A 3,967-nucleotide genomic window follows, 5' to 3' on the forward strand; every position below is an offset into this window, starting at 1 on the left:
ATTTGCTAGCTCTACAAGTCACATATGGTACGCATACCTCATGCTTAGATACGGTTGGCGAATACCGAAGGCAGAGATTCAAGAGTGGCGTCAAAGCATCCAATCTATTTATGGCTCTGATTACCTTATATATAGACTGTCAACTTTATTGGCTAATGTGTGGCTAACAGGCCTCCCTGTTTTATTATTAATCGCTTTTCGTGGATAAAGTTTTTCACAGCTAACATATTCAGCCAGTGCATTGAGACAAAAAAGAATGTGGGGCCAGGATAAAACCTAAGCATAACTTGAGTTCAACGAGCGAAAACAAAATCAGCAGTCTGGGAGGCAACAAGAGGATTACGCGTCGGTGTAGGTATCGAGCCAGTCGCCGTAGAAAGCATCGCCGATAGCAACGGCGAGTCCTCCCCGAATCCTTTTTCTGCTTCTGACTCTTCATCATCAGAAAAGCGTAAAAAAAGCGAGTGAATCTGAGTAGGGTAAGAGATGACACAAGCCCCAGCACAATGATAGATAGGTGCACATTGTAAACGGGCGCCAGTTGCTCTGCGCCATGCAATAGGCGCCTGTAACGATCGGGGTTAATCGTTGGCTTTGATGTCGGATGGCGCGCGGCCCACATCGTGATAATGATTGGCATCGCACTGGCGCTTATACCGACCTACGCGTATTTTAACGTCGGTGGTGCCATTGGCGACGATGACACAAGCCCCAGCGCGATGATGGATAGGTGCACTATGCCGCCTGGGCGCCTGTCACGATCGGGGTCAAATTTGCCCCGGATGTCGGAGGCGCGCTTCGGCTTGGGTATACACGACTAACACCGCACTGGCGCTTGTCCGACCTACGCCTGATTCGAGAACTTGAATACAGATCGCTTCGCTTACGGAGTACGGAAAGAGCAGGACTGTGTGCGTATTGAGGCGCTTGCTCTTTCTGTACTCTGTATTCTGTATTCCGTTTTCCGTGTCGCTTGTAACATTCGATGCCAACATTTGACACCGATGTCGGAGGCGCGCTTCGGCCTCGATGTGCAAGATTGCTAAGTGCCCCCGGCGCTTTTTCGGCCTACGAGTTTGATAGTCAGGGAGGCAATATGCCTCCCTCTACACATCATGGTGGGATATATTATTCGGTTTTGAAATGTCCGATGGTATCCGCCAATCGCGCAGAACGTTGGCTTAAGTCGGTGACGGTTTCTGCCGTGTCATGCGTACGTTGCGAGACAGTCTCTGCTGATTGTGCAATGTCTGTGATGCTTTCGCTAATCTCCGTTGTGACTTGGGTTTGCTGCTGTGTGGCATTGGCGATGTGTGAGGTCATTTGATTAATTTCGGTGACCATGTTGGCAATATCCACCAAGGCGGCGTTGTTTTGCTGACAGTGGTTCACACAAACTTCCACGGTTTGGCTGGTGGTATCCATATCCGCCACCGCTGACTGCGTCTCTTGGCGCAATGCGGCAATTTTATCGCGAATACTTTCGGTGGAGTCCTGGGTACGAGAGGCAAGGGTACGTACTTCTTCAGCGACCACGCTGAATCCACGGCCTTGTTCGCCGGCACGGGCGGCCTCGATAGCAGCATTTAATGCCAACAAGTTTGTTTGCTCGGCAATCGCTTGGATCACATCGAGCACGGTACCGATTTCTTCACTCTGCTGCGATAAGCGGCTCATGGTCGCCGTGGCGGCGTCCATACTCGATGACAACGTGCGGATCTGTTCCACCAGATCGTCACCAATTTGCGAGCCTTTATTCACCGCTTGGGTGATATCGTCTGACGCGGTTGAGGCTTGATCGGCGTATTGCGCGACATCCGTGACCGATGTAGCCATTTCCGTCGCCGCTGAGGCCACTTGATGGGTATGCTTGACCTGGTCGGTAACGCGATCGTGCATGGTGACTACGTCTTGGTTAATATCGTTAGCGGCTTGCCCAAGTAATCCAGATGCTTGATGCGCTTCTTGGATCACGGTTTGGAAGCTGGCAAACATCTGATTGAGCGAACGGCCGAGCAGCGCCATTTCATCTTTACCTTTATCCGGCAGCCGTTGAGTTAAATCCTTGTCTTCGGCGATCGTCTTAATCCGTGTGGTCACCGCAATCATGGGTTTAGCAATATTGCCACCCAGTCGCGAGCGCCTGGGCCACACTTGGAGAATCGATTGGCATTTGTCCAGCCGCGGTGTCAGTGAAGTCGATGCGGTTAATCAAACCGGGTTTTACGCCATTGGTGCGTAACAAATTTAAATAGGCCGATTTATCTTCTTGTAACGCGCGTGCCTCGGTACGGAGAACCTTGTCTGGCCCCACCATAAACATTTCGCCCGTCTCACCAAATCCGGCAGATTGCCAGTGCCCTTGGCCACTTATGACACCGCTTAATCGTGCGATGGGCAGTTTAAAGATCAGCACCCCTTGGGTTTCGCCGTTTTCAACAATAGGGGTAGCGATAAATGAAGCTGGCTCGTCATAGCTGGGAAAATAAGGGCGATAATCAACAAAACTAATGTCGCCTGCTTGTGCGTCGATAGCCTCTAAAAACGCATCTCCCATCCCGCTGGTGGCGTAGGGACCGGCAAACAAACTGGTGCCAAAATCGATTTCTTTCGCCACCGAATAAACGATACGACCGTTCGCATCTGCTAATAAAATATCTTGGTAGCCAAAGGTTTCGGCAAAACGGTGATAGTTGGGATGGTACTGGGTGTGAACGTTATCGTAGGTTGACCCGTCATTAGTGGTAACTAACTTGTCTTTCTCGCCCAAAGGGTGCGGGCTACCACTGATGTAAAATTGTTGCAGTGTACGTGTGGCGGGGGCGAGCGCGGCGAGGTTGGAACGAGCGTTGGCATTCGTATCGTTAAGCGCCTGGTAGGCATCACCAAAGGTGTCGGTATAGTAATCCTGCAGGGCGCGGCGTGACGCGCGGTCGGTCCGTACTTCACGGCTGTAGCGTAAATAGGCCTGACTAAATGCGTTAACGGCATTTTCAGTCATGGTTGAATCGGCCATTGATGTCAACTGTTGGCCGATAAATGAAAAATAACTGCTGAGCTCTGATTGTTTAGCTTCACGGACTGCTTTGAGCTGGCTAATGGCTTGATCTTGCATTTGGTCGCCAAACAATGCAGTGGTGCGATTGGCGAGCACTGCTGCGGTGGCGAGAATACAGATAACACAGGCGGAGATGATTGCCGCAGATACCTTTGTGCGAACTTTCATACTACTAAACTCCTGAACGTCGTGACGACGGTATCAAATGAGGGCACCGTAACGGTGCATGGTGAAGAGGGTGGGGCTTATTCAACAGGCCAACAGCATGCTCAAACGGTCAGATCACACTCGAGCATGGCGACACTATGGTATTGGCCGAACTTTTCACCGACCTCGTTAAGTTGGCCAACTTGCTGAAAGCCAAAACGACGATGAAGCGCCAGTGAAGAGGGGTTAGGGAGTGTGATCAGCGAGTAAGCACGGCGAAGATCTTGCTCTCGCATCCCCTCGAGCAAAGTGCGCATCAATTGTGAGCCGATACCGCGACCGCCGGCATCAGGCGCGGCGTAAATCGTGATCTCTGAGGCGATATGAAAAGCCTGTTTAGCGTTGAACGGCGTGTTATAAGCAAACCCAACGATTTGTTGATCTTGCTCTGCCACCCAAGCTTGATAGCGGGAGGACGGATCAAATTGCGCAAACCAATGTTCACGCTCTTGCTTTTGCCAAGGGGCTAAATCGAACGTGATCGCAGTGTGGGTGATGTAATAGTTATAAATGATATTGATCGCGTCACAATCACGCAACTCCATGCGTCGAATAAGCATTTTCGCTTCCTTTTTGCTTTTTTGCGGCGCATAAGATACCGAAGTTCGTCCCATTCGCCAAGTATTGATGACAAATTGCTCATCTTTCGTTCAAACGCGTGGTACGCAAAAAATCAAAAATTGAGAGAAAACAAACTATCTC

3 protein-coding genes are annotated in these 3,967 nt (G+C 50.5%); all 3 read right to left on the reverse strand.

Annotated features, from left to right (window positions below; genetic code table 11):
- Positions 1-1,128: 1,128 nt before the first annotated feature.
- Complete coding sequence (locus BZG79_RS12640) at positions 1,129-2,154, reverse strand: HAMP domain-containing methyl-accepting chemotaxis protein (RefSeq protein ID WP_199877814.1); 1,026 nt, start codon at positions 2,152-2,154, stop codon at positions 1,129-1,131.
- A complete protein-coding gene (locus BZG79_RS12645; protein WP_077774565.1) occupies positions 2,114-3,226 on the reverse strand; it encodes a cache domain-containing protein in 1,113 nt (370 codons plus the stop codon). Before BZG79_RS12645 ends, BZG79_RS12640 begins: the two co-directional genes overlap by 41 nt.
- Positions 3,227-3,327: 101 nt before the next feature.
- On the reverse strand, positions 3,328-3,825 hold the full coding sequence (locus BZG79_RS12650; protein ID WP_077774567.1) for a GNAT family N-acetyltransferase: 498 nt from the start codon (positions 3,823-3,825) through the stop codon (positions 3,328-3,330).
- Between the last annotated feature and the right edge of the window lie 142 nt (positions 3,826-3,967).

This window comes from Salinivibrio sp. MA427, from assembly GCF_001996115.1.
In the GTDB taxonomy this organism is placed as follows: Bacteria; Pseudomonadota; Gammaproteobacteria; order Enterobacterales; family Vibrionaceae; genus Salinivibrio; species Salinivibrio costicola.

Bases quoted from the DNA above. Each gene is read 5' to 3' on its own strand.
- BZG79_RS12645 (WP_077774565.1), bottom strand. From the start codon at position 3,226: ATGAAAGTTCGCACAAAGGTATCTGCGGCAATCATCTCCGCCTGTGTT.
- BZG79_RS12650 (WP_077774567.1), bottom strand. From the start codon at position 3,825: ATGCTTATTCGACGCATGGAGTTGCGTGATTGTGACGCGATCAATATC.